21 protein-coding genes are annotated in these 21,984 nt (G+C 55.3%); 14 read left to right on the forward strand and 7 right to left on the reverse strand.

Going from position 1 to position 21,984, the window contains the following annotated elements:
- The first annotated feature begins 1 nt into the window (after position 1).
- From nuoE to nuoN, 10 genes are all read left to right on the forward strand, one after another.
- Positions 2–517, forward strand: coding sequence for an NADH-quinone oxidoreductase subunit NuoE (gene nuoE, locus AAH446_RS09460; protein WP_342906465.1), 516 nt, complete (start codon positions 2–4; stop codon positions 515–517).
- A gap of 2 nt (positions 518–519) precedes the next feature.
- A complete protein-coding gene (nuoF, locus tag AAH446_RS09465; RefSeq protein ID WP_342906753.1) occupies positions 520–1,860 on the forward strand; it encodes an NADH-quinone oxidoreductase subunit NuoF in 1,341 nt (446 codons plus the stop codon).
- Positions 1,861–2,067: 207 nt separating this feature from the next.
- Positions 2,068–4,797, forward strand: coding sequence for an NADH-quinone oxidoreductase subunit NuoG (gene nuoG / locus AAH446_RS09470; protein ID WP_342906466.1), 2,730 nt, complete (start codon positions 2,068–2,070; stop codon positions 4,795–4,797).
- Positions 4,794–5,771 carry an NADH-quinone oxidoreductase subunit NuoH gene (gene nuoH / locus AAH446_RS09475; protein WP_342906467.1) on the forward strand — a complete coding sequence of 326 codons (978 nt, stop codon included), beginning with the start codon at positions 4,794–4,796 and terminating at the stop codon, positions 5,769–5,771. Before nuoG ends, nuoH begins: the two co-directional genes overlap by 4 nt.
- A gap of 10 nt (positions 5,772–5,781) precedes the next feature.
- Positions 5,782–6,324, forward strand: coding sequence for an NADH-quinone oxidoreductase subunit NuoI (gene nuoI, locus AAH446_RS09480; protein ID WP_342906468.1), 543 nt, complete (start codon positions 5,782–5,784; stop codon positions 6,322–6,324).
- A gap of 10 nt (positions 6,325–6,334) precedes the next feature.
- The gene (gene nuoJ / locus AAH446_RS09485; protein WP_342906469.1) at positions 6,335–6,886 is read left to right on the forward strand and encodes an NADH-quinone oxidoreductase subunit J; all 552 of its coding nucleotides are present in this window, start codon (positions 6,335–6,337) and stop codon (positions 6,884–6,886) included.
- A complete protein-coding gene (nuoK, locus tag AAH446_RS09490; RefSeq protein WP_342906470.1) occupies positions 6,883–7,185 on the forward strand; it encodes an NADH-quinone oxidoreductase subunit NuoK in 303 nt (100 codons plus the stop codon). The genes nuoJ and nuoK overlap by 4 nt, the downstream gene beginning before the upstream one ends.
- Positions 7,182–9,020, forward strand: a complete 1,839-nt coding sequence (nuoL, locus tag AAH446_RS09495; RefSeq protein ID WP_342906471.1) for an NADH-quinone oxidoreductase subunit L — start codon at positions 7,182–7,184, stop codon at positions 9,018–9,020. Before nuoK ends, nuoL begins: the two co-directional genes overlap by 4 nt.
- A gap of 210 nt (positions 9,021–9,230) precedes the next feature.
- On the forward strand, positions 9,231–10,751 hold the full coding sequence (gene nuoM, locus AAH446_RS09500) for an NADH-quinone oxidoreductase subunit M (protein WP_342906472.1): 1,521 nt from the start codon (positions 9,231–9,233) through the stop codon (positions 10,749–10,751).
- 6 nt (positions 10,752–10,757) lie between these two features.
- Positions 10,758–12,215 carry an NADH-quinone oxidoreductase subunit NuoN gene (gene nuoN, locus AAH446_RS09505; protein ID WP_342906473.1) on the forward strand — a complete coding sequence of 486 codons (1,458 nt, stop codon included), beginning with the start codon at positions 10,758–10,760 and terminating at the stop codon, positions 12,213–12,215.
- A 186-nt stretch (positions 12,216–12,401) separates the two neighbouring features.
- Here nuoN and AAH446_RS09510 read toward each other — a convergent pair whose 3' ends face one another.
- The gene (locus tag AAH446_RS09510) at positions 12,402–13,001 is read right to left on the reverse strand and encodes a pentapeptide repeat-containing protein (protein WP_342906474.1); all 600 of its coding nucleotides are present in this window, start codon (positions 12,999–13,001) and stop codon (positions 12,402–12,404) included.
- Between the two features lie 106 nt (positions 13,002–13,107).
- On the opposite strand from AAH446_RS09510, the gene AAH446_RS09515 reads away from it, so the two are divergent.
- Positions 13,108–13,557 (forward strand): GNAT family N-acetyltransferase, encoded by a 450-nt coding sequence (locus AAH446_RS09515; protein ID WP_342906475.1) that lies wholly within the window; start codon positions 13,108–13,110, stop codon positions 13,555–13,557.
- Positions 13,558–13,600: 43 nt separating this feature from the next.
- Here AAH446_RS09515 and AAH446_RS09520 read toward each other — a convergent pair whose 3' ends face one another.
- The 5 genes from AAH446_RS09520 to AAH446_RS09540 all read right to left on the reverse strand — a co-directional run bounded on the left by AAH446_RS09520 (position 13,601) and on the right by AAH446_RS09540 (position 16,441).
- On the reverse strand, positions 13,601–13,834 hold the full coding sequence (locus AAH446_RS09520; protein WP_342906476.1) for a DUF2526 family protein: 234 nt from the start codon (positions 13,832–13,834) through the stop codon (positions 13,601–13,603).
- Positions 13,835–13,837: 3 nt separating this feature from the next.
- Positions 13,838–14,083 (reverse strand): hypothetical protein, encoded by a 246-nt coding sequence (locus AAH446_RS09525; RefSeq protein WP_342906477.1) that lies wholly within the window; start codon positions 14,081–14,083, stop codon positions 13,838–13,840.
- A gap of 243 nt (positions 14,084–14,326) precedes the next feature.
- Positions 14,327–14,596 carry a DUF1471 family periplasmic protein YahO gene (gene yahO / locus AAH446_RS09530; RefSeq protein WP_342906478.1) on the reverse strand — a complete coding sequence of 90 codons (270 nt, stop codon included), beginning with the start codon at positions 14,594–14,596 and terminating at the stop codon, positions 14,327–14,329.
- Positions 14,597–14,976: 380 nt separating this feature from the next.
- Positions 14,977–16,113, reverse strand: coding sequence for an HlyD family secretion protein (locus AAH446_RS09535; RefSeq protein WP_342906479.1), 1,137 nt, complete (start codon positions 16,111–16,113; stop codon positions 14,977–14,979).
- Positions 16,114–16,117: 4 nt separating this feature from the next.
- A complete protein-coding gene (locus AAH446_RS09540) occupies positions 16,118–16,441 on the reverse strand; it encodes a DUF3302 domain-containing protein (protein WP_342906480.1) in 324 nt (107 codons plus the stop codon).
- Positions 16,442–16,987: 546 nt separating this feature from the next.
- On the opposite strand from AAH446_RS09540, the gene pqiB reads away from it, so the two are divergent.
- Both pqiB and AAH446_RS09550 read left to right on the forward strand, forming a co-directional pair.
- Entirely contained in the window at positions 16,988–18,631 is a 1,644-nt protein-coding gene (gene pqiB, locus AAH446_RS09545; RefSeq protein WP_342906481.1) for an intermembrane transport protein PqiB, read from the forward strand.
- A 48-nt stretch (positions 18,632–18,679) separates the two neighbouring features.
- Positions 18,680–19,360: a MarC family NAAT transporter gene (locus AAH446_RS09550; protein WP_342906482.1), complete on the forward strand. Its 681-nt coding sequence runs from the start codon at positions 18,680–18,682 to the stop codon at positions 19,358–19,360.
- Between the two features lie 43 nt (positions 19,361–19,403).
- Here AAH446_RS09550 and AAH446_RS09555 read toward each other — a convergent pair whose 3' ends face one another.
- The gene (locus AAH446_RS09555; RefSeq protein WP_342906483.1) at positions 19,404–21,059 is read right to left on the reverse strand and encodes a glucan biosynthesis protein D; all 1,656 of its coding nucleotides are present in this window, start codon (positions 21,057–21,059) and stop codon (positions 19,404–19,406) included.
- Positions 21,060–21,591: 532 nt separating this feature from the next.
- On the opposite strand from AAH446_RS09555, the gene elaB reads away from it, so the two are divergent.
- Positions 21,592–21,906, forward strand: coding sequence for a stress response protein ElaB (gene elaB, locus AAH446_RS09560; RefSeq protein ID WP_463322797.1), 315 nt, complete (start codon positions 21,592–21,594; stop codon positions 21,904–21,906).
- The last annotated feature ends 78 nt before the right edge of the window (positions 21,907–21,984 follow it).

Below are 21,984 nucleotides of genomic sequence, written 5' to 3' on the forward strand. Positions count from 1 at the left end.
TATGCACGATCAGAGAATTGCGATCGAAACGATCGAGGACAACGAAGCTTTTGTGCTGAGCGCGACAGAGCATGACGCTATTGAGCACGAAAAGCATCATTACGAAGATGCCCGTGCGGCCTCTATTGAAGCGCTGAAAATCGTTCAGAAGCAGCGCGGCTGGGTGCCGGATGGCGCGATTAACGCCATTGCTGAGGTGTTGGGTATTCCCGCCAGCGACGTAGAAGGCGTGGCGACGTTTTACAGCCAGATTTTCCGTCAGCCGGTTGGCCGCCACGTGATCCGCTACTGCGACAGCGTGGTCTGCCACATTACCGGTTTTCAGGGCATTCAGGCCGCGCTGGAAGATAACCTGAAGATTAAGCCCGGACAGACGACGGCGGACGGTCGCTTTACGCTACTGCCTACCTGCTGCCTCGGCAACTGCGACAAGGGCCCGACGATGATGGTGGATGAGGATACCCATGTTCACCTGACGCCGGAAAATATCGTCAACCTGCTGGAGCAGTATCAATGACAGTGAAACAGATTGTCCGAACTGCGGAAACGCATCCGCTTACTTGGCGCCTGCGCGACGACAAGCAGCCGGTATTTTTCGATGAATACCGCAGCAAAAACGGCTATGCGGGTGCCGAGAAGGCCCTGAATACGATGTCGCAGGATGAGATCGTCGCCGCCGTGAAAGAGTCTGGCCTGAAAGGGCGCGGCGGTGCGGGCTTCTCCACCGGGCTGAAGTGGAGCCTGATGCCGAAAGATGAATCCATGAACATCCGCTATCTGCTCTGTAATGCGGATGAGATGGAGCCGGGCACCTATAAGGATCGCCTGCTGATGGAGCAATTGCCGCATCAGCTGGTAGAAGGGATGCTGATTAGCGCTTTTGCGCTGAAGGCATACCGCGGCTACATCTTCCTGCGCGGTGAATATATTGAGGCGGCGGTTAACCTTCGCCGTGCTATCGCTGAAGCGACCGAAGCGGGTTATCTGGGCAAGAATATTCTCGGCACCGGATTCGACTTTGAGCTGATTGTGCACACCGGCGCCGGCCGCTACATCTGTGGTGAAGAGACCGCGCTGATTAACTCGCTGGAAGGTCGCCGCGCTAACCCGCGCTCCAAGCCGCCTTTCCCGGCGTCAGCGGGCGCCTGGGGCAAGCCGACCTGCGTGAACAACGTAGAAACGCTCTCCAACGTGCCGGCTATCCTGGCGAACGGCGTTGAGTGGTACAAAAACATCTCCAAAAGCGAGGATACCGGTACCAAAATGATGGGCTTCTCAGGCCGGGTGAAAAATCCGGGCCTCTGGGAGCTGCCGTTTGGCACCACCGCGCGGGAAATCCTGGAAGATTACGCCGGTGGAATGCGCGACGGCCTGAAGTTTAAAGCCTGGCAGCCGGGCGGCGCAGGCACTGACTTCCTGACCGACGCCCATCTCGATCTGCCGATGGAGTTTGCCAGCATCGGCAAAGCCGGAAGCCGACTGGGTACCGCGCTGGCGATGGCCGTTGACCATGAGATCAACATGGTCTCGCTGGTCCGTAACCTTGAAGAGTTCTTCGCCCGTGAATCCTGCGGCTGGTGCACGCCGTGCCGTGACGGACTGCCGTGGAGCGTAAAAATCCTGCGTGCCCTGGAGCGTAAAGAAGGCCAGCCTGGCGATATCGAGACGCTGTTGCAGCTTTGCCGCCAGCTCGGTCCGGGTAAGACCTTCTGCGCCCACGCACCGGGAGCAGTAGAGCCACTGCAAAGCGCCATAAAATATTTCCGCGACGAGTTCGAAGCCGGCATTGCGCCGCAGGTATACAGCAACGCGCACGCGATCGCGGGTATCCAGGCGAACCTGCTAAAGGCGCGCTGGTAAAAATACCGTGCAAACAAAGAAATGCGCGAAATAACCCAATTAATTGGCGTTGTAGCCAGGCAGCAAGAGAACGCATCCCCGGGAGCTTACTTCAGTAAGTGACCGGGGTAAGAGAACGCCGCTAACACCGCTACAACGTCAAGTAAGACGGTTATTTAAAGAATTGTGTTTAACGCTCGTAACGAGCCTTACGGAAGCATGTTCACTATGGCTACAATACATGTAGACGGTAAAGAATATGACGTCGACGGCGCGGACAACCTGCTACAGGCTTGCCTCTCCCTCGGACTGGATATTCCTTATTTTTGCTGGCACCCGGCGCTCGGTAGCGTTGGTGCCTGCCGCCAGTGCGCGGTAAAGCAATTTCAGAATGCCGAAGATACCCGCGGTCGCCTGGTGATGTCCTGTATGACACCGGCCACCGACGGCACCTTTATCTCCATTGATGATGGGGAAGCGAAAGAGTTCCGTCAGAGCGTGGTCGAGTGGCTGATGACCAACCACCCGCACGATTGTCCGGTCTGTGAGGAGGGCGGTAACTGCCATCTTCAGGATATGACCGTGATGACCGGCCACAGCTTCCGCCGTTACCGCTTCACCAAACGTACGCACCGCAATCAGGATCTCGGGCCGTTCATCTCTCACGAAATGAACCGCTGTATCGCCTGCTATCGCTGCGTACGCTACTACAAAGATTATGCCGACGGCACCGATCTGGGTGTTTATGGCGCCCACGACAACGTCTATTTCGGACGCCATGAAGATGGCACCCTGGAAAGTGAATTCTCCGGCAACCTGGTTGAAGTTTGCCCGACTGGCGTATTCACCGATAAAACCCACTCCGAGCGCTATAACCGTAAGTGGGATATGCAGTATGCGCCAAGCATCTGCCAGCAGTGCAGCGTAGGTTGTAACACCAGCCCGGGCGAGCGCTATGGCGAACTGCGCCGGATTGAAAACCGCTATAACGGCACCGTAAACCAGTACTTCCTCTGCGATCGCGGCCGTTTTGGCTATGGCTACGTGAACGCAAAAGATCGTCCCCGTCAGCCGGTTCAGCGTCGCGGCAGCGATTTGATTGCGCTGAATGCTGAGCAGGCGATGCAGGGAGCCGCGGACGTGCTGCGCCAGGCGAAAAAAGTCATCGGGATCGGCTCTGCTCGCGCCAGCGTGGAAAGCAACTTTGCCCTGCGTGAGCTGGTCGGCGCGGATAATTTCTCGACCGGTATCCCCGCCGCTGAACAGGCACGTCTGGAGCTGATGCTGAACGTCCTGCGCGACAGCGGCGTTCATACGCCAGCCCTTCGCGAAATAGAAAGCTATGATGCGGTGCTGGTGCTGGGTGAAGATTTGACCCAGACAGGCGCCCGCGTCGCGCTCTCCGTCCGTCAGGCCGTTAAAGGCAAGGCGCGCGAGATGGCTGCGGCCCAGAAAGTGGCTGACTGGCAGATTGCCGCCATCATGAACATTGGTCAGCATGCAAAGCATCCGCTCTTTGTGACCAACGTTGACCAGACGCGTCTGGATGATATTGCTGCATGGAGCTATCGCGCGCCGGTAGAAGATCAGGCCCGTCTGGGCTTTGCGATTGCTAATGCGCTGGATGAAACCGCGCCGGCAGTTAGCGGTCTCGATCGCGATCTTAACGGTAAAATCGATGTGATCGTGCAGGCGCTGGCCGGGGCGAAAAAGCCGCTGATTATTTCCGGCGTCCATTCCGGCAGCGAAGCGATGATTCAGGCGGCGGCGAACGTTGCTAAGGCGCTGAAAGGTCGCGGTTCGGACGTGGGGATCACCCTGCTGGCCGGGGCGGCTAACAGCGTTGGTCTGGGCCTGATTGGCGGTCACCCGCTGGAAACGGCGCTTGACGAGCTGGAAAGCGGTGCGGCTGACGCGGTAATCATCATGGAGAACGATCTCTATCGCCATGCTGCTAAAGCGAAGGTTGATGCGGCGCTGAGAAACGCAGCAAACGTCATCGTTCTCGATCACCAGCAAACGGCGACCAGCGATAAAGCCGGTCTGTTCCTCTCCGGCGCAAGCTTTGCGGAAAGCGACGGCACGCTGGTGAACCAGGAGGGCCGCGCCCAGCGCTTTTTCCAGGTTTACGATCCCGCTTACTATGACAGCGACGCTCAGATTCTGGAAAGCTGGCGCTGGCTGCATTCGCTTCAGAGCACTATCAACAGCCGTGAAGTGGACTGGACCCAGCTCGATCACGTTATCGACGCCTGCATTCAGGCGCTGCCGCAGCTGGCCGGGATCAAAGAGGCGGCGCCCAACGCCAGCTTCCGCATTCGTGGACAGAAGCTGGCGCGTGAACCGCACCGTTACAGCGGACGTACCGCCATGCGCGCTAACATCAGCGTGCATGAGCCGCGTCAGCCGCAGGATAAAGACACGATGTTTGCCTTCTCAATGGAAGGGAACAACCAGCCTTCGGCAGCCCGCTCGCAGATCCCATTCGCCTGGGCGCCGGGCTGGAACTCCCCGCAGGCCTGGAACAAATTCCAGGACGAAGTGGGCGGCCATCTGCGCAACGGCGATCCGGGCGTACGCCTGTTTGAAGCCGGCGATGCGCAGCTGGGCTGGTTCGAGGCCGTGCCTGACGCCTTCGCCGGTCAGCAGCAGGGAAGCTGGCGTGTGGCACCTTACTTCCACCTGTTCGGCAGCGAAGAGATGACCCAGCGCTCCGCCGTCATTCAGCAGCGTATGCCGGAACCTTATGTGATGGTGAACCCTGCTGATGCCATGACGCTTGGCGTCAATGCCGGCACCGCCGTGGAGTTCAGCTGCGCGGGCGAAACCCTGCGTCTGCCGGTGCGTTTTTCCGACACGCTGCAGGCGGGGCAGGTGGGGCTACCTATCGGGCTGCCGGGCATTCCACCGTTCCTGCTGGGTGCGAAGGTTGACAATCTCCAGGAGGCAGCACAATGAACTGGCTGACACCGGAAGTTATTGATGTACTGATTGCCGTCGGTAAAGCGTTAGTGATCCTGTTTGTGGTGGTGGGCTGTGGCGCATTTATGAGCTTCGGCGAGCGCCGCCTGCTTGGCCTGTTTCAGAACCGCTACGGGCCAAACCGCGTAGGCTGGGGCGGCTCGCTCCAGCTGGTGGCGGACATGATCAAAATGTTCTTTAAAGAGGACTGGATCCCGCCCTTTACCGATCGAGTGATCTTTACCCTTGCGCCGATGATCGCCTTTACGTCGCTGCTACTGGCGATGGCGATTGTGCCCGTTACCTCCACCTGGATGGGCGCAGATCTGAATATCGGTCTGCTGTTCTTTCTGATGATGGCGGGTCTGGCGGTTTATGCCGTGCTGTTTGCTGGCTGGTCCAGTAACAACAAATACTCCCTGCTGGGCGCGATGCGCGCCTCGGCGCAGACGCTGAGCTATGAAGTGTTCCTCGGCCTGTCGCTGATGGGCGTTGTGGCCCAGGCTGGCTCGTTCAATATGGTCGATATCGTCAACAGCCAGCAGCATATGTGGAACATCATTCCACAGTTCCTGGGCTTCCTGACCTTTGCCATTGCGGGCGTTGCGGTCTGCCACCGTCATCCTTTTGACCAGCCGGAAGCAGAGCAGGAGCTGGCTGATGGCTATCACATTGAATATGCCGGTATGAAATTCGGCCTGTTCTTTGTGGGTGAGTACGTGGGCATCGTGACCGTCTCAGCACTGATCGTAACGCTGTTCTTCGGCGGCTGGAACGGTCCGTGGCTGCCGCCGGTGATCTGGTTTGCCATCAAAACGGCATTCTTCATGATGATGTTCATTCTGATTCGTGCTGCGTTACCGCGTCCGCGCTATGACCAGGTGATGTCGTTCGGCTGGAAAGTTTGTCTGCCGTTGACGCTGTTGAACCTGCTGGCGACTGCCGCAGTGATTCTGTACAACGCGCAGTAAGGGGTAAACCATGACATTAAAAGACCTTGTGGTGGGTTTTGGCACCACGGTACGCAGTATCGTTCTGATTGGCATGAATGCGTTTGCCAAGCGGGAAACCATGATGTATCCGGAAGAGCCGGTCTATCTGCCGCCTCGCTACCGTGGCCGCATCGTGCTCACCCGCGATCCTGACGGCCAGGAGCGCTGCGTCGCCTGTAACCTCTGTGCGGTAGCCTGCCCGGTGGGCTGTATTTCGCTGCAAAAAGCGGAAATGCAGGATGGCCGCTGGTATCCCGAATTCTTCCGCATCAACTTCTCGCGCTGCATATTTTGTGGGATGTGTGAAGAGGCTTGCCCGACCACGGCTATTCAGCTTACCCCGGACTTTGAGCTGGGCGAGTTTAAGCGTCAGGATCTGGTCTATGAAAAAGAAGACCTGCTGATTTCCGGGCCGGGTAAATATCCGGAGTATAATTTTTACCGGATGGCGGGTATGGCGATCGACGGGAAAGACAAGGGCTCCGCTGAAAACGAAGCTAAACCTATCGACGTCAAGGGCTTGTTACCTTAAGGAGCCAGGCATGGAATTCGCTTTTTATCTTTGCGGCCTGATAGCAGTGCTGTCCACGCTACGCGTGATTACGCACACTAATCCGGTTTACGCACTGCTTTACCTGATCATCTCTCTGCTCGCGGTTGCCGGCGTTTTCTTCTCGCTGGGGGCCTACTTCGCGGGAGCGCTGGAGATCATCGTCTACGCCGGTGCCATTATGGTGCTGTTCGTCTTCGTGGTGATGATGCTTAACCTTGGCGAAAGCGTGGAGGAGCGGGAGCGCCAGTGGCTTCAGCCGGGGGCCTGGATAGGTCCTGGTCTGGCTTCGCTGGTTCTGCTGGTGGTGATTGTTTACGCCATCCTTTCCATCAACGACCAGGGCATTGACGGCACCATGATCGATGCGAAAGCGGTCGGCATCAGCCTGTTTGGCCCGTATGTTCTGGCGGTTGAACTGGCCTCAATGCTGCTGCTGGCGGGTCTGGTTGTGGCGTACCATATTGGTCGCGAACAGCGTCCGGGTGAAGTATTAAGCAACCGTCCGGCCGATGCCGTGAAAAGCAAGGAGGAACACTCATGATCCCTCTGCAACATGGCCTGATCCTGGCCGCTATCCTGTTCGTACTCGGGCTGACCGGCGTGATCATTCGCCGCAACCTGCTGTTTATGCTTATCAGCCTCGAAATCATGATCAACGCTTCTGCGCTGGCGTTCGTGGTAGCGGGCAGCTACTGGGGGCAGGCGGATGGACAGGTAATGTACATCCTGGCGATCAGCCTGGCGGCGGCCGAGGCGAGTATTGGTCTGGCGCTGCTGCTGCAGCTACACCGCCGCAGCCAGAACCTCAACATTGATAAAGTGAGCGAGATGCGCGGATGAATCTTCTCTATTTAACAGTTCTCTTTCCGCTTATCGGCTTTTTGCTGTTGGCCTTTTCCCGTGGCCGCTGGTCAGAAAATCTGTCCGCGGCAGTCGGCATGGGATCCGTGGGGCTGGCGGCGCTGGTCACGATTTATGTCGGAATGGATTTCTTCGGTCAGGGAGAGGCGGTCTACACCCAGGCGCTCTGGACCTGGATGCAGGTGGGTAATTTTAATATCAGCGTCAGCCTGACGCTGGATGGCCTGTCGCTGACCATGCTGTCGGTGGTGACGGGCGTGGGCTTCTTTATCCATATGTTCGCCTCCTGGTACATGCGGGGAGAGGAGGGCTACTCCCGCTTCTTCGCCTATACCAACCTGTTTATCGCCAGCATGGTGGTTCTGGTGCTCGCCGACAACCTGATGCTGATGTATCTGGGCTGGGAAGGCGTGGGCCTCTGCTCCTATCTGCTGATCGGTTTCTACTATACCGATCCGAAGAACGGCGCGGCGGCGATGAAAGCCTTTATCATCACGCGCGTGGGCGACGTGTTTCTCGCGTTCGGGCTCTTCATTCTCTATAACGAACTGGGTACGCTGAACTTCCGTGAAATGGTTGAGCTGGCGCCTGCGCACTTCGCTGCGGATAACCACATGCTCCAGTGGGCAACGCTGATGCTGCTCGGCGGCGCGGTGGGTAAATCGGCACAGCTGCCGTTGCAGACCTGGCTGGCGGATGCCATGGCGGGTCCGACGCCGGTCTCTGCGCTGATCCACGCGGCGACCATGGTGACGGCGGGGGTCTATCTGATCGCCCGTACGCACGGCCTGTTCCTGCTGACGCCGGAAGTGCTGCATCTGGTCGGCATTATCGGGGCAGTGACGCTGGTGCTGGCCGGCTTTGCCGCGCTGGTGCAGACCGACATCAAGCGCGTGCTGGCCTATTCAACCATGAGTCAGATTGGCTATATGTTCCTCGCCCTGGGCGTTCAGGCCTGGGACGCGGCGATTTTCCATCTGATGACCCATGCGTTCTTCAAAGCGCTGCTGTTCCTCTCCTCCGGTTCGGTGATCCTGGCCTGTCACCACGAGCAGAACATCTTCAAAATGGGTGGATTGCGTAAGAGCATCCCGCTGGTCTATGTCTGCTTCCTGGTGGGGGGCGCCGCGCTTTCGGCGCTGCCGCTGCTGACCGCAGGCTTCTTCAGTAAGGATGCGATTCTGGCGGGCGCGCTGGCGAACGGCCACATCAACCTGATGGTTGCTGGCCTGGTCGGGGCGTTAATGACCTCGCTCTATACCTTCAGAATGATTTTCATCACCTTCCATGGTGAAGAGAAAATTCATGCGCATGCGGGCAAGGGCATTACCCACCATCTGCCGCTGATCGTATTACTGATCCTCTCAACCTTTATTGGCGCCATGATCGTTCCGCCACTGCAGGGCGTACTGCCTGAAACGCGCGAGATGGCGCACGGCACCGTGCTGACGCTGGAAATCACCTCGGGCGTTGTGGCCGTGGTCGGTATTCTGCTGGCTGCGATGCTGTGGCTGGGCAAGCGTACGCTTGTGACCCGCATCGCCAGCAGCGCGCCGGGACGTTTCTTCGCGACCTGGTGGTTTGCCGCCTGGGGCTTCGACTGGCTGTATGACAAGATTTTCGTGAAGCCTTATCTGTTCATCGCCCGACTGCTTCAGCGCGATCCGCTGGATAGCCTGATGGCGACGCCGGCGCTGTTCGCCCGGCTGTCGAACAAAGGGCTGGTGGTGAGCGAAAACGGCTATCTGCGCTGGTATCTTGCCTCCATGAGCATCGGTGCCGTTGTGGTGCTTGTGCTGCTGATGGTGGTGTAAGGTTTGTGAGCGGGGTGAGGGAGACCTTACCCCACGGCAAGAGAATGTTAAAAATTACCTGAAGGTTGGGCGTCACTGGCGCAGTCAGTTCTGTCCCGAGCCGCAAGCACCCGCAGCATACGTGAGTATGTGAGGCGTGCGAGCACTGCCGGGGACAAAAACGGCAAGCCAGATAGCCCATACAGGTTCAAAAAAGGGAAACAATCCGCCATGTTATTACCTTGGCTTATCCTCATCCCGTTCATCGGTGGCCTGCTCTGTTGGCAGTTAGAGCGCTTCGGTGCCAAATTGCCGCGCTGGATCGCGTTGATTGCAATGGGGCTGACGCTGGCTCTCTCGCTGCAGCTCTGGTTGCAGGGAGGTTATTCACTGACTCAGGCCGCTGGCCTGCCGCAGTGGCAATCGGAATTCCTGCTTGAGTGGATCCCGCGCTTTGGCATCAACGTGCACCTGGCGCTGGACGGTCTTTCGCTGCTGATGATTGTGCTGACCGGCCTGCTTGGCGTGATGGCCATTCTCTGCTCGTGGAATGAAATCGAGAAGTGGCAGGGCTTTTTCCATCTGAACCTGCTCTGGATCCTGGGCGGCGTCATCGGCGTGTTCCTGGCCATTGACCTGTTCCTGTTCTTCTTCTTCTGGGAGATGATGCTGGTTCCGATGTACTTCCTGATCGCCCTGTGGGGCCATAAGGCATCGGATGGCAAAACGCGTATTTCCGCCGCCACCAAATTCTTTATCTACACCCAGGCGAGCGGCCTGGTGATGCTGATTGCGATTCTGGCGCTGGTGTTTGTGCATTACAACGCCACCGGCGTGTGGACCTTCAACTATGAAGATCTGCTGAATACGCCAATGTCGCACACGGTGGAATACCTGCTGATGCTCGGCTTCTTTATCGCCTTTGCGGTGAAAATGCCGGTTGTCCCTCTGCATGGCTGGCTGCCGGACGCTCACAGTCAGGCGCCTACCGCAGGTTCTGTTGACCTCGCGGGGATCCTGCTGAAAACGGCGGCTTACGGTCTGCTGCGCTTTGCGCTGCCGCTGTTCCCCAACGCGTCGGCGGAGTTTGCGCCCATCGCAATGTGGTTAGGTATCATCGGTATCTTCTACGGCGCGTGGATGGCCTTCTCGCAGTACGACATCAAACGTCTGATCGCCTACACCTCTATTTCACATATGGGTTTTGTGCTGATTGCTATCTACACCGGCAGCCAGCTGGCGTTCCAGGGCGCGGTAGTACAGATGATTGCCCACGGGCTTTCAGCAGCGGCGCTGTTTATTCTCTGTGGTCAGCTGTATGAGCGTCTGCATACCCGTGATATGCGTCAGATGGGTGGCCTCTGGTCGCGCATCAAGTGGCTGCCGGGTCTGTCGCTCTTCTTTGCCGTCGCCAACCTCGGGATGCCGGGTACGGGTAACTTCGTTGGTGAGTTCATGATCCTGACCGGCAGCTTCCAGAGCGTGCCGGTGATTATCGTGATCGCTACCTTCGGTCTGGTATTCGCCTCGGTTTACTCGCTGATCATGATGCAGCGTGCTTATTACGGCACGCCGAAATCAGAAACGCCGCTGCGTGGCATGTCGCCGCGTGAGTTCCTGATGATCATGGTGCTGGTTGTGCTGCTGGTTCTGCTGGGGATTTATCCGCAGCCGATTCTGGATACTTCCCATGCTGCGATGAGCAACATTCAGCAGTGGTATACCGCTTCAATTTCAACTACAAGGCCGTAATTCGCCATGACAATAACTCCTCAACAATTGATCGCGCTTCTGCCGCTGCTGATCGTCGGATTGACGGTGGTAGTTGTGATGCTGTCCATTGCGTGGCGACGCAATCACTTCGTCAACGCCACGCTGGCGGTAATTGGACTGAACATCGCGCTCTTCTCCCTCTGGTTTGTAGGGCAGGCGGGCGCGATGGACGTCACGCCGCTGCTGCGCGTGGATGGGTACTCCATGTTCTACACCGGGCTGGTGATTCTGGCCAGCCTGGCAACCTGTACCTTCGCCTACCCGTGGCTGGCAACCTATCCCGATAACCGCGAAGAGTTCTATCTGCTGGTGCTGATTGCGGCGCTGGGCGGGATCGTGCTGGCGAGCGCCAACCATCTTGCCTCGCTGTTTATCGGTATTGAGCTGATTTCCCTGCCGCTGTTTGGGCTGGTGGGCTATGCCTTCCAGCAGAAACGTTCGCTGGAAGCCAGTATCAAGTACACCATTATGTCTGCGGTGGCCTCCTCGTTCCTGCTGTTCGGTATGGCGCTGATTTATGCCGACTCTGGCAATCTGAGCTTCCTGGCGTTAGGGAAAAGCCTGAATGACAGCCTGCTGAGTCAGCCGCTGCTGCTCGCAGGCCTGGGTATGATGATAGTCGGCCTTGGCTTCAAGCTTTCGCTGGTGCCTTTCCACCTCTGGACGCCGGACGTTTATCAGGGCGCGCCTGCACCGGTATCGACCTTCCTGGCCACCGCCAGCAAGATCGCTATCTTCGGCGTGGTGATGCGACTGTTCCTCTACGCACCGCTTGCGGACAGCGAAGCAGTCAGGCTGGTGCTGGCGATCATCGCAGTGGCGTCTATTCTGTTCGGCAACCTGATGGCGATCACGCAGAGCAATATCAAGCGCCTGCTGGGTTATTCCTCTATTGCTCATCTCGGCTACCTGCTGGTCGCGCTGATTGCCATCCAGACCCATCAGCTGTCGCTGGAGACCGTGGGCGTTTATCTGGCCGGCTATCTGTTCAGCAGCCTGGGCGCGTTCGGCGTCGTGAGCCTGATGTCCAGCCCATACCGTGGGCCGGACGCAGACTCGCTCTACTCCTATCGTGGGCTGTTCTGGCACCGTCCGATCCTCTCTGCGGTGATGACGGTGATGATGCTCTCGCTGGCCGGTATCCCGATGACGCTGGGCTTTATCGGTAAGTTCTATGTGATTGCGGTAGGTGTGGGTGCGCAGCTGTGGTGGCTGACCGGTGCCGTGGTGGTGGGGAGTGCGATTGGCCTCTACTACTATCTGCGCGTTACCGTCAGTCTCTACCTCAACCCGCCCGAGCTGTTACAGCGTGATACCCAGGCTAACTGGGCCTTCACCGCAGGCGGTGTGGTGGTACTGATCTCCGCTATCCTGGTGCTGCTGCTGGGTATCTATCCTCAGCCGCTGATCTCGCTGGTGCAGATGGCGCAGCCACTGATGTAATGCGCCGCGCTGACCATAAAACGGGCTTCCTCTGGAAGCCCGTTTTTTTTGCTTTAAGAAGGGGATAAGTCAGACTCAGGGAGCGGGATGTTAACTTGCCGGATGCCATTGAAAACGCCCCGATGAAGAAACTATTCTTTCGGGCGGCAAGAATTTTCAGGCCAGAAGAGATGCCCGAACGCTTAATCAATCCACCAGTTCAATATCCAGACCTTCCAGCAGGCTTAGCGCTTCCTGGCGGGAGAATTTTGCGCGTGCCACTGAATTGTTCAGCACGTTGATGGTAAAGTTCCATGAATCGGTTAAGTCTGCTGCCTGAAGATTAGTATGGTTAAACAGGCTGCCGGACAGATCGCATTGGGTTATTTCAGCACTAGCCAGGTTACATTCCCTGAAGTCAACATCATGCAATCTGCACTCAGTCAGCGTTGTGCCCTGTAGCGTCAGACCAAAAAAGGTAGCATTAGTCAGAATGCATTTACTGAAGCAGAGTTCGGGATCGGGAGTGAATGCTGGCCAGTAAGCTCGCGTCCAGTCCGTGCCGCTCAGTTTGCACTCATCGAAGCTGACCTGATGGAAACGCGATCCGGAGATTTCCATCACGCTCAGATTGCAGTGCCTGAAAGTACAGTTGATGAATTTGCAGCAGGTGAGCTGAGCGGAGGTAAAATTACAGCGATTAAATTCGCAATCTTCAAATTCAGCCCCTTTTAAACGAAACGATGACATCTCCAGATGGCTAAATGTTTTATCAAAATATTCTGTGTTGTTGACCAGATGCACCATGAAAATCCTCGTTCATCACTGAATCAGTGACGGCTATGATACAGGAATGGTGACGAAGGATAATAACTCTGACAAGATAAGTTATTGTTTTCACCGGAAGAACATAATGGAAATAAACTGGCAAGACCGGCATCACAGTCAGCTGAGCGCCGCGCAGCTTTATCAACTGCTGGCACTGCGCAACGCGGTGTTTATCGTTGAGCAAAACTGCCCCTATCAGGATATTGATGGGGCCGATCTGGCCGGAGAGAATCGCCATCTGCTGGGGATGTACAACGACCAGTTGGTGGCCTGTGCCCGCCTGCTTGCACCCGCAGAGTCCAGTAAGCCGGTGAAAATTGGCCGGGTGATTGTTGCCAGCCAGGCCCGCGGATTGCGGCTGGGCAACCGGCTGATGGAACAGGCGCTCGCCTGCTGTGCCGGGCACTGGCCGCAACATAAAGTCAGGCTCTCCGCGCAGGCGCACCTTGAGCAGTTTTATGGCAGCTTTGGCTTTAAAACGGTCAGTGACGTTTACCTGGAAGATAATATTCCACACATCGATATGGAAAAGTAAACCCTGCCGGCAAAGGAGCCTCTTCCTGCTGCTGGCCGGAAACTCAGGTGATAATTCCGCCCTGGGTCAGCCACTGACGGCGCTGTTCTGCGAGCTGCGCCTTCTCCGTGCTATGCCTGGAGACGGCGACCCTCAGTCGCTGCTGCTGACTATAGCGATCTTCCCGTGAGAGCTGGGTGTCTTCACTCAGCTCGCACAGCAGGATATTCATATCCCGGATGCTGTTGTTTGCGATCTCTTCGCTGACGCGAGCGGAGACTTCGGCAAGATGATCCATTTTTCACCCCATAGAGCAGTTTAATTGTTGAATCAGCACGGCACCGGCGATCAGCAGTGACAGAGGCGTAACGGGGAGTTCAAGATCAACCCAGGCTCTGTTACCGTCATATTCCGTTTCAAAATGCCACCGCTCGTCGGTAAGCTGCCGATAGGTAAAAGGTAGACCACGATGTCTGCCGCCGAAAGCCGCCCAGCGAAGCGCGGAACAGGCGGCTTCAGCGACAGGGTTGGAAGATACGTTGCTCATAGTGATTTTCCTGCGAAGTGAGTTCGGGTATGTGGATAAGAAAAGCAATTTACATGCCAAAACTAACTTACTGATAGCTATGAAGATTAAGGCGAGGAGGGTGTTTTTGACAAGGATAAAACGCTGTGCTTTTGACACTGCGTTATCATAATGACAGCGAGCGGTGCCTGCAGCCTGACAGGGTATTGATCTGGGGGATTTTAATCAGGGCCGGCAGAGTCGCCGGCACCTTAGCTGTATCGCTTACTTTTTCTTATAGACGTCGGCGGTACCATGCATTTTATTATCGGTCTGACCTGAGGTCAGCACAAAAATATCGCCGCCTTTAGCCTCTGCCAGTTTTGCCAGCTCCGCTTTGGCTTCAGCCGCACTGGTTTCGCCGGACGTGGAAATATTCCCTACCTTTTCATACTGATCCTGAACTTTTTCGAATTCACTTTTCTGCATCATTTCAGCGGCAAATGCGCTGAACGTCAGGGTAGAGGCGAGAAAACCTAAAATGATCTTTTTCATCGAAATTTCCTTTGTATGAAACAGCGAAAATTAATGAGTCTACATCACTGAATTTATAGTTTGCTGCGGCATTCTTGTCTAATTTTTATAGTGGGAAATCAGGGGGGTGAACGGGAAAGCTAAATTTAAGTGGTGAGTATGTGACATGTTTCAGGTTAATCATATTATTAGTAATAAATAGCAGGGTGTTGTTTTGGTGATAAACAAAAACATCACCGGCATCTAACCGAACAGGTTAATCTGGTATCGCTGTAATAAAAATAAATAATCCATAAAACACCGACATTCAGTTCCGCCGCCAGGCTGATGCTTGCGGGAATAATTCAGCGGAAGTGAAAATTAACAGTAAAGCCTGACGGTGCGCCAGTGAGCGTTTTAGATTAATGATCCAGATAGAGATAATGCATCCAGCTGGTCATTCGCAACAATACTTTACGCATAACCGAAACATGGGAGAAATGATCGGAATAGACGGCGACCTGGGCGAAAATGCCATCCGGCAGGGCGTCAATATCCGCATTGCTCTCCAGCTCGATGACCGCCAGTACGCCATCGCTGCCAGGGACGAGCGACAGCGACTGTAAGGTGCCCTGCGCCTGATAGCTGCCTCCCGGCACCACAGGAAGAATTCTCAGCAGTTTTCCTCTGAAGACCTGCCCGGGTAAGGCATTAAAAACGGCCTCGGCCTCATCATCCGCTTCCAGGCGCAGCAGTGAGTTCTGGCGAAACTGAGCGATAATTTGCCGTTTTTGCTCCGGGATAAAAATCATCACTGGCCTCAGCGGCAGTGCCGCTGCGTAAGTGCCGGGGCGGATAAGCACCTGAGTCACATACCCATTACTGGGTGCGCGTACGACCGTCTGTTCAAGATTATACTGCGCCTCAGCCAGTTGGGCTCTGAGGCTCACAATGCTCGACTGTTCTCCATTGACCACGCTCTCTAACTGACTTTTAATTTGGGCCTGCTCAGCCAGAGAGCTTTTGACCAGCGCATCCTGCGCGAGAAAGTTATACCGGGAGTTGTCTATATCTCGCTGCGAGAAAGGGTTGACCTTCGCCCTGCTACCGGTCAGATAGCGCTGATAATCTTTATACAAGCGATCGCGTTCAGCAGTGACATACGAAGTCTGGGCTATCGCTTCATCCAGCTGGCCTTCTAAAGCCTTAAAGCCGTGGACGGCCGTCATCAGGTCGGCCTCAAGCCGGTCAACACGGGTCTGAAAGCGGGTTTTATCCAGCTCAAAGAGCATTTCTCCTTTCTGGATGCGAACATTCTGTTTATCCGTAACTTTACTGACCACCCCGGTAATCTGGGGCGTGATTGGAATTGAGATCACCGCTTTTTGCGCCAGGGAAGTATAGGGATGGTTGTAATTCATCAGCAGAATCAGCATGCCGACCAGAACAACGCCGCCTAATGCGGCTGTCGGCACCGTCCATTTGTTTACCGGGATTTTAAAGATTTTGAAGATGGACCATGCAAGGGCGACGTAGGTGAGAATGATGAGCAGATCCATAATATTACTCCACAGGTGGCGTATTAAGATCGCGCTGTTTCTTCTCCAGCCGGGCTATGCGCAGTTCCAGCTCATGCATTGAGTCATTCCGATCGCGCATGCCCCAGCCTTGCTCCTCGCGGTAAAGCGTCGCCCAAATCCATAAAAATGGCCAGATGACATGCAGGGTGAACAGGCTGACCCAGCCCGCCACATGAATGGCATCTGCATGAGGATGGTTACGGGATTTTGCAATAAGGTAAGGAATATCATGAATAATGATTACGCCGTAGAAAATAATCAGTAAGACGAGTACCAGAACGCCCAGCGCAAAGTAGTTCAGAAACATACCCACCTCGAATGAAGTGACGGAGTTGTTATAAAAATATAGACGTAGCTTGCGCTAGCAGCAATTTAATTTTTTTTTAATGATGGCGGCACCGTGATTAATGGGGTTTTTAATATTTTGGCGGGTTCCTTCAACTTTTAGTGAGAGTTTATGTGGTTCTTTTTATTTTCTCGCAGCATAATTAGCTATGTTGATAAACTTGCTTTGATTTAATAATAGCATGGACGTTTTAACTCTCTCCTTTGATCTTCAGGGGAATGCCACGCCTTTATAAAACCAGATTAATAGCTGGCGCTAAATGAAAAGTGGCGTGGGCAGGTTACTTTTTTTCTAAAAGAGCCACTATACTAAAAAATCAGGCATGAGCTGTCCGGTCCGGTGACAGAATCAATAGTTAATAAAGGCGTGTTCATGCTGTCCCTTCAACACTTATAACGTTCTGACGCATCGCAGGATTAGCACGCTTATTATTTTTTTAATGATAATTTACGCAATCTGGCCGCCTGCGGTAAGGCTTGTTCAATCAACGCTTTCAGGAGTCACGCCTTGACGGAAACGACGCAGGGCAATGCAACAGACGGCGGAGTTAAACGCTGGTCATCCGTATGGATTATTCCGGTTGCGACTTTATTCATCGGAGGCGGGATTTTATTTTACCATTACAGCCGGTTGGGACCAGTTGTCACCCTGATTGCCGAAAACGCGGAGGGCATTCAGGCGGGCAAAACGACCATAAAGAGCAGGAGCGTAGAAATCGGTCAGGTAGAGAGCGCCACGCTGACCGACGATATGCGCCAGGTAAAAATCACAGCCCGCCTGCACAGCGGGATGAAAAAACTGCTCTATGGCGATACGGTATTCTGGGTGGTAAAGCCACAGGTGGGGCGGGCGGGCGTTAGCGGCCTGGGGACGGTCCTTTCTGGTGCCTATATTGAGCTGCAGCCAGGCACCAAAGGCGCGTTGCCAAAGCAATATACTTTATTAACGTCGCCTCCGCTGGCAGCAGCGAATGCGAAAGGCCTGCGCATTACGCTGGGCGGCGATAAGGCCGGGCAGCTGAATCCGGGCGATCCAGTGCTGTTCAGGGGATACCGGGTGGGGACAGTGGAAACCAGTCGGTTAGACACCGACAGGCAGGAGATGATCTATCAGCTCTTTATCGCCTGGCCCTACGATCGTCTGGTCACCGCCAATGTGCGCTTCTGGAAGGAGAGTGGGATTGCGGTGGAGATGTCTGCGGCGGGCCTGCGGGTGCAGATAGGCTCGCTGACCACCCTGTTTAGCGGCGGCGTGAGCTTCGACATTCCCTCCGGCCGGACTCCGGGTAAAGCAGCTGAGAACAAAGCGCATTACCGCCTGTTTGAGGATCGACGGACTATTCAGGACTCTCTCTTTTCCAGACACCTTGATTACCTGCTCTTTTTTAGCAGTTCTGTACGGGGCCTGCAGGCGGGCGCGCCGGTTGAGTTCAGGGGAATCCGGCTTGGTACGGTAGCGCAGGTGCCCTTCTTTTTACCGGGAGTCACCGATGATCTCCACACGCATTTCCGCGTACCTGTTCTGGTACGCATCGAAGCCGATCGTTTTATTAACGGATTTGGCGGGGAGTTTGATATCCAGCAGCGGCTGCGGGAAGGCATTAAACGAGGTCTGCGCGCCACGCTAAAAACGGGTAACCTCATTTCTGGCTCGCTGTATGTCGATCTTAACTTCTATGAAAACGCGCTCGCCTTGTCTGAGCCGGTCCAGGTGGCTGGCTATGAAATTATCCCCACCATGAACAGCGGGCTCAGTGAAATTCAGCAAAAACTGATGTCAGCCCTGGATAAAATAAATGGATTGCCGCTGACGCCTTTGCTGACTGAGGCCACCGGCACGCTGAAAGAAAGCCGGCGCACGCTTCAGGAACTACAGCTTTCACTCCACAATATTAATCAGCTTGCCGACACGCCTGCGATGAAAGCCCTGCCAAAAGAGATGCAGCAGACACTTCGTGAACTAAGCCGCAGCCTGAAAGGCGTGCAGCCAGGATCGCCTGCGCACACACGTATGCTGGGAGATTTACAGCGGTTGGATCAGGTGCTTCGTGAACTGCATTCGGTGTTAAAAAACTTGAATAATAAGAGCAATTCACTCATTTTCGAAGCCGAAGCGGCTCAGGATCTTCAGCCTGAAAAAGCGAATGAATAAGGCTTACAGCGAAATTGTTTCCGTGATGTGCAAAATGAGGATGGCTTGATGGAAGAGTTGATAAAAGCGATAGGGCTGGGACTGGCCGTCCTTCTCCCGCTGGCGAATCCGCTGACTACCGTGGTGCTGTTTCTGGCGCTGGGCGGCCATCTGAGTAAAAAAGCGCGTAACCGGGAGGCGACAATGGCTTCTGTTTACGTCTTTATTATCCTGATGGTGGCCTGGTATGCCGGACAGTTAGTAATGAATACCTTCGGTATTTCAATTCCCGGTCTGCGTATTACGGGAGGACTGATCGTTGCCTTTATCGGCTTTCGTATGCTGTTTCCGCCGCCGAAAGGGGCCACCACGCCTGAGTTGCAAAGTAAAACGGATCAGGTGGTGCGTGAACCGGAAACCAGTATTGCTTTTGTGCCGCTGGCGATGCCGAGCACCGCCGGGCCAGGCACCATCGCTATGGTCATCAGTTCGGCCTCCACGATACGTCATGGCATCGATTATCAGCCCTGGGTGATCGCCGTGGCGCCGCCCATAATCTTCCTGTTAGTGAGTTTACTTTTATGGATCTGCCTGCGCAGCGCGGGTGGCGTGATGCGGATGCTGGGGAAGGGGGGAATAGATGCTATCTCCCGGCTGATGGGGTTCCTGCTGGTTTGTATGGGAGTACAGTTCGGTATTAACGGCGTGGTGGAAATTATTACTACCTGGCCGCCGGTCCTGGCAGGATAATATCGCGTTAAAAAGGGCCGCTAAGCGGCCCTTTTGCTGGCAATCAACCCGCCGTCATCTGGCGGTCGTCGACGTAGTGACGTTTATCCGCTGGCGGCGGCATATACTGATAAAGCCAGGTCTCACTCAGCGTCTCCTCTTTGGTACGCAGGAACAGACGCAGCTCAACCGGGTCAGCAGCCTCGCTGGTCGGATACCAGTCAAAGAGAATGCGGTAGCCTTTGATCGGTTCGATATAGAGGATCTCAACCTGCTTAAGCGTACCTGACGAGGTGGTGATTACCGGCTCGATGCCTTTTTCCGCCGCGGCCTTCAGATCCCCGCCAACAAAGTCCACCGCAAAACGACGCGCCCAGACTTTAGGGTAGTGTTCGCCTGGCGCCCAGCCTTCCGGGAAGCCGCCCATACCGGTCCGGGTCGCGCTGACGCGGGCAAGGTCGCTGCGCACCGGGGGCAGGCCGCTCCAGTAAAGCTTATAGCTGAAGCTGTGCTCGCTGCCCGCCTTGATCGCCTCTGAGGGATGCCAGAAGCAGACAATATTATCCAGCGTTTCACCGGTGGTGGGGATCTCCATCAGATCGATAGTGCCTTTGCCCCATTTACCCACAGGCTCAACCCACAGGCTGGGGCGTTTGTCATACCAGCCGATAACATCCTGATAGTCCTGGAAGTTATGATTCAGCTGCAGCATGCCGAAACCGCGCGGGTTCTCATCCTCATAGCTGTTAAAGGTCAGACGCTGGGGATTGTTTAGCGGACGACAGATCCATTCGCCCGATCCGGCCCACATCGCCAGGCGATCGGAGTCGTGAATCTGCGGGTGGATAGTGTCACACATGCGGCGCTCGTTATTGCCGCAGCTGAACATAGTGGTCATCGGTGCGATGCCGAGCTGACTAATATCTTTACGGGCATAAAGGTGGTTTTCCACCTCCATCACCACGCGCTTCTCTTCGCAGTGGATGATGAACTTAAACGCGCCGGTACAGCTTGGGCCATCAAGCAGGGTGTAAACGGTGAAGGTGGTGTCGCCCGCTTCCGGCGTTTCAAACCAGAAGGCGGTAAAGTCCGGGAACTCTTCCGGTTCACTGCCGAAAGTATTGACGGCCACGCCACGCGCCGAGAGACCGTACTGGTAGGTATCATCGACCGCGCGGAAGTAGCTGGCCCCCAGGAAGGAAACGATATCCCTGCGGGCAAGCTCCGGCTTTTTAAAAGCGCGGAAACCGGCAAAGCCCAGGTCGGTCTTGCCTTCGAGCTGGCGGGTATCGACGTTGGCATCGTGGTAATTGAACAGCTCTGGGCGGAAATGAATTTCACGCGCCTGGCCGTCGTCATCCACGGAGAACATGCGCAGACGACGCTTAAACCCCATCCCGACGTGGAAGAACTGAACGTCCAGCTCGCGGTCAGGAATGTCATTCCACAGCGAGTGGCTCGCGTCATACTGAATTTCGTTGTAGGCCTGCGGCGTCATGGTCGCCAGCGTTTCAGGCAGCGGGGCCGGTGCGCCGCCGTAGGGCTGTTTCGCCATGCCGGCCGCCATTTTCTTCAGCACGTCGAAATCAAATCGCTTCGCGGTGCCGTCGGCAATATCGGTATCAGCCCAGGCAGCCTGAGCAAATAAGGTGGATAAACCGGACATTCCGCTGAGGGTAGCGAACGCCATTGACGCTTTCATAAACATTCTTCGATTCATGCCAGAAGCCATTTCCTTTGCTGAACGGAGTTTGTAGAGTCTGTTGTGCATATGTGCACCAGGCTGCGACGCTTGATCCTGCGGCGCGCGGCCCCGCTTTACCCGAATTGTGAGATAGCTCACAGTGATTACGACAGTTGCTGCTTTGTTAAATTCAGTCTCCGGAAACTTATCAGAAATATCCAGGAAAAGCAGTGAATTCCTCCACATGGGCCGCTTTTCGGCCTCTTCTAAATGAGATTGTTTCACTACTGGCTGCTTTAGCAGAATTTCCGTATAGGCAGGGTAAATGGGGCGTCATCGGTATCGGTGTGGACAGGCCTTCTCCCTTCTGGCGGCGACCGCCATTAGCGGGTTTATTTACCTGGGTAAGAGCGAGATGCCTGAACAGAAAAAGGCGGTGGGCTACAGCTCTGCCTGCCTTATCATCGCTAAGTTTTTACTTTATCAGCCAATTCCTGGTGTGATTTAACGGCAGGACGCTGGAAAAGGTCTACAGTTAGTGAAGAAGTTTATTCCACAAGGAGATGTTATGGCTACGATGACAACTGACCCACAAGAATCACGCCTGGATGACGATCTGGCGCTGCTGACTAAAACTCTGGAAGATGTTCTGAAATCTTCCGGCGATCCGGCCGACAAGAAATATATGGAGCTGAAAGCTCAGGCGGAACAGTCGCTGAATGAGGTAAAGTCCCGCGTCAGCAACGCTTCTGATACTTACTACTATCGCGCGAAGCAGGTTGCTAACCGCGCCGATGAGTACGTACACGATAAGCCCTGGCAGGGCGTCGGCGTTGGCGCCGCGCTTGGCCTGGTAGTAGGGCTGCTGCTGGCGCGTCGCTAACGGCACGATCGGACCAGATACAAGGGGCGTCCTCAGGGGCGCCCTTTTTTTGTTCTTTCACCTGAACGGGCCTGCAAG

The sequence above is a fragment of the Erwinia psychrophila genome, from assembly GCF_039023475.1.
GTDB lineage: Bacteria > Pseudomonadota > Gammaproteobacteria > Enterobacterales > Enterobacteriaceae > Erwinia.

Excerpts from the sequence above, each read along its gene's own strand:
- AAH446_RS09555 (WP_342906483.1), bottom strand. The coding sequence starts at position 21,059 with ATGAATCGAAGAATGTTTATGAAAGCGTCAATGGCGTTCGCTACCCTC.
- yahO (WP_342906478.1), bottom strand. The coding sequence starts at position 14,596 with ATGAAAAAGATCATTTTAGGTTTTCTCGCCTCTACCCTGACGTTCAGC.
- nuoN (WP_342906473.1), top strand. The coding sequence starts at position 10,758 with ATGACAATAACTCCTCAACAATTGATCGCGCTTCTGCCGCTGCTGATC.
- nuoK (WP_342906470.1), top strand. The coding sequence starts at position 6,883 with ATGATCCCTCTGCAACATGGCCTGATCCTGGCCGCTATCCTGTTCGTA.
- elaB (WP_463322797.1), top strand. The coding sequence starts at position 21,592 with ATGGCTACGATGACAACTGACCCACAAGAATCACGCCTGGATGACGAT.
- AAH446_RS09535 (WP_342906479.1), bottom strand. The coding sequence starts at position 16,113 with ATGGATCTGCTCATCATTCTCACCTACGTCGCCCTTGCATGGTCCATC.
- AAH446_RS09515 (WP_342906475.1), top strand. The coding sequence starts at position 13,108 with ATGGAAATAAACTGGCAAGACCGGCATCACAGTCAGCTGAGCGCCGCG.
- nuoE (WP_342906465.1), top strand. The coding sequence starts at position 2 with ATGCACGATCAGAGAATTGCGATCGAAACGATCGAGGACAACGAAGCT.
- AAH446_RS09510 (WP_342906474.1), bottom strand. The coding sequence starts at position 13,001 with ATGGTGCATCTGGTCAACAACACAGAATATTTTGATAAAACATTTAGC.
- nuoH (WP_342906467.1), top strand. The coding sequence starts at position 4,794 with ATGAACTGGCTGACACCGGAAGTTATTGATGTACTGATTGCCGTCGGT.
- nuoJ (WP_342906469.1), top strand. The coding sequence starts at position 6,335 with ATGGAATTCGCTTTTTATCTTTGCGGCCTGATAGCAGTGCTGTCCACG.
- nuoM (WP_342906472.1), top strand. The coding sequence starts at position 9,231 with ATGTTATTACCTTGGCTTATCCTCATCCCGTTCATCGGTGGCCTGCTC.
- AAH446_RS09525 (WP_342906477.1), bottom strand. The coding sequence starts at position 14,083 with ATGAGCAACGTATCTTCCAACCCTGTCGCTGAAGCCGCCTGTTCCGCG.
- nuoL (WP_342906471.1), top strand. The coding sequence starts at position 7,182 with ATGAATCTTCTCTATTTAACAGTTCTCTTTCCGCTTATCGGCTTTTTG.
- nuoG (WP_342906466.1), top strand. The coding sequence starts at position 2,068 with ATGGCTACAATACATGTAGACGGTAAAGAATATGACGTCGACGGCGCG.
- nuoI (WP_342906468.1), top strand. The coding sequence starts at position 5,782 with ATGACATTAAAAGACCTTGTGGTGGGTTTTGGCACCACGGTACGCAGT.
- AAH446_RS09540 (WP_342906480.1), bottom strand. The coding sequence starts at position 16,441 with ATGTTTCTGAACTACTTTGCGCTGGGCGTTCTGGTACTCGTCTTACTG.
- AAH446_RS09520 (WP_342906476.1), bottom strand. The coding sequence starts at position 13,834 with ATGGATCATCTTGCCGAAGTCTCCGCTCGCGTCAGCGAAGAGATCGCA.
- AAH446_RS09550 (WP_342906482.1), top strand. The coding sequence starts at position 18,680 with ATGGAAGAGTTGATAAAAGCGATAGGGCTGGGACTGGCCGTCCTTCTC.